The 2,617-nt window shown below is 66.5% G+C and carries 2 protein-coding genes; both read left to right on the top strand.

What is annotated here, in order from left to right; all coding sequences use genetic code 11:
• Window positions 1-144 precede the first annotated feature (144 nt).
• Window positions 145-1,746 carry an IS21 family transposase gene (gene istA, locus GSI01S_RS19325; RefSeq protein WP_006898358.1) on the top strand — a complete coding sequence of 534 codons (1,602 nt, stop codon included), beginning with the start codon at window positions 145-147 and terminating at the stop codon, window positions 1,744-1,746.
• Window positions 1,746-2,513 (top strand): ATP-binding protein, encoded by a 768-nt coding sequence (locus GSI01S_RS19330; protein ID WP_006898359.1) that lies wholly within the window; start codon window positions 1,746-1,748, stop codon window positions 2,511-2,513. Before istA ends, GSI01S_RS19330 begins: the two co-directional genes overlap by 1 nt.
• Window positions 2,514-2,617 lie beyond the last annotated feature (104 nt).

Below are 2,617 nucleotides of genomic sequence, written 5' to 3' on the forward strand. Positions count from 1 at the left end.
GGCAGATAGGGCTAGTGGGTACGCCTAGTCCGGCGATCCGGTACTTCGATTCCGGCGACTCGGTACTCCTTAGGGCGGGCGGGGTGGTCTGCTCGGGGTGAGGCGGCGCGACTGCGCCGCTTCTTCCTATTTGAGGAGGCTGATGTGGCCGAGTACAAGGCCATCATGACGTTGGCGCTGGCCGGGCATAGCTACAGCGAGATCGTCGCCGCCGTCGGGTGTTCGCGTCGGGAGATCGCGGCGGTGAAGAAGACGATCACCGCGTACGGCATCACCGCCGGCCAAGCGTCGTCGATGAACCCGGCCGAGATCGCCGGGATGTTCCCCGACGGGCGCAAACGCGTCTCGGAGGACTACACCAAGCCCGATTTTGATCGGGTGCTGGCGTCGATGAAGTTCAACCGGCACTTCACCATCCAGCAGGCCTGGGGCAAATATCTCGCGGACCCCGTCGGGGCCGGGAAGAAGTACGGGTACTCCCAGTACTGCGCCCTGTTCGCCGACCACGCCCGCATCAAGGACGTCGTGGCCACGCTGCATCACGAACCCGGCAGGACGATGCTGGTCGACTGGGCCGGCGACACCCTCGAGGTCCTCGACGCGGTCACCGGTGAGGTCACCAAGCTGTACTTGTTCGTGGCGGTGCTGCCGTACTCCGGTGCGGTGTTCTGTCGCGGTTTTACGGATATGAAGTCCCCGTCGTGGATCGACGCTCACGTCGCAGCGTTCGACTTCTTCGGCGGGACGCCGCAGATGGTGGTGCCCGACAACCCGACCACCGCCACCCACCGGCAGGCCAAGGGCGAGGCGGCCAGGGCTGTCAACGTCCGCTACCAGCAACTGGCCGACCACTACGGCACCGCGATCGTGCCGGCGCGGGTCCGCAAACCCCGCGACAAAGCGGCCGTGGAGTCAGCAGTGGAAGTGGTCAACAAGCGCGTGATCGGCTACCTCGCCGAGGAGGTGTGGACCACCGTCGAGGCCCTGAACGCGGCGATTGATGACCGCGTCGCCGAGATCAACACCCAGATTCGCCGGGCTGACGGTACGACACGGTGGGAGCGATTCGAGTCCGATGAGGCGCCGCTGCTGGCGGTGCTGCCAGACGACGGGTTCGCCACGGTGGAGTGGAAGCAGCTCAAGGTCGGACGGAACTATCACGTCTCCTGCGATTCGCAGTACTACTCGGTGCCGTACACCTTCGCCGGTCAACTGCTGCGAGTCCGGTTGACCGCGCAGTCGGTGACGCTCTTCGACGGTGACCAGGTCGTCTGCGAGCACCCACGGCGCCACGGCCGCAAAGGCCAGTACTCGACCGTGCTCGCTCACGCCCCGAAGGAGCACCAGGGTATCGACGGTCTGTGGTCCCGGCAGTGGTTCACCGACCGTGCCCGCGGGTTCGGCCCCGCCACTGAGCAGGTGATCGCCCAGATCCTTGATCGTCACGTGATCGAGGCGCAGGGCTATCTGGACTGCCAGAACATCCTCGAAACTCTCGGCAAGCGCAGTCGCCAGCGGCTCGAGGCAGCCTGCCAGGTACTGCTCAACCAGAACAGTGCCGGTAGCTACAGCGTGCTCAAACGCGTCATGGCGAGCATCGACTCCGACCACAAGGCGCCCCGGCCCGTGGTCCCGGCGGCGGCCACACGAAAACCGCCGCCACCGGCCGGGGCCCGAGACGACGGCGCGATTCAAGTCCGCTCGGCCGATCACTATGCGCGCGGCCGCAGCGGGGAGGGCGTGTGATGTTCACCGAGATCGATCACCAGAAGTTCCGCAACCTACGCATCACGCACGTGGCGACCCGGTTCGAGGAGCTCATCAGCGATGAGGCCAATGACGAGCTCACCCCGGAGCAGATCTTCCTCACCGCCGTCGACGACGCCCTAGACCAGCGCCAAGCCCACCGGATCGACAAGCTGATCCGCGCCGCGAAGTTCCCGATCCCGCAGGCCTCGATCGCGGAGATCAACTACCAGGAAGGACGCGGGATCACCCCGGTGCGGATGAAACGCTACGCCGGGCACCACTGGCGCCAAGACCCCACCAACCTGCTGGTCCTCTCACCGACCGGCGGCGGGAAAACCTACCTGGCCTGCGCGATCGGCATCGCCGCCTGCCAGAACGGGCACACCGTCACCTACGCCCGCATGGACGAACTCGCCCGGCGGCTGGTCATCGCCCGCGGCGACGGCATCCGCCACCAAAAAATGCTCAACGACCTGTCGGACGTGGAACTGCTGATCATCGACGACTTCCTCACCGTGGGCATCGACCCCGAGGCCGCGAACGACCTGTTCGCCGTGCTGGCCAACCGGGAGCACCGGCTGCCGACGATGATCGCCTCACAATCCCGACCGGCGTACTGGCTCGAGGCCCTACCTGACCGGGTGGCCGCGGACTCCATCGTCAACCGGCTGGCCAACAACGCCCGCGAGATCAACCTCGGCGAAGTCGACATGCGACGCCAACGCGACGACCAAGCCCGGGCGACCACCGGCTACTGGGAGTAACCCCCGACGGTGCCGGCCCGCCTCACGCGCGGGCCGGTTCCGGGTCGCCGGAACAGCGGTACCAACTCGCCGGACCCGCGGTACCGACAAGCCCTATCTGCCAC

Origin of the sequence: Gordonia sihwensis NBRC 108236 (assembly GCF_000333035.1) — a bacterium.
Lineage (GTDB): Bacteria > Actinomycetota > Actinomycetes > Mycobacteriales > Mycobacteriaceae > Gordonia > Gordonia sihwensis.

Excerpts from the sequence above, each read along its gene's own strand:
- GSI01S_RS19330 (WP_006898359.1), top strand. The coding sequence starts at position 1,746 with ATGTTCACCGAGATCGATCACCAGAAGTTCCGCAACCTACGCATCACG.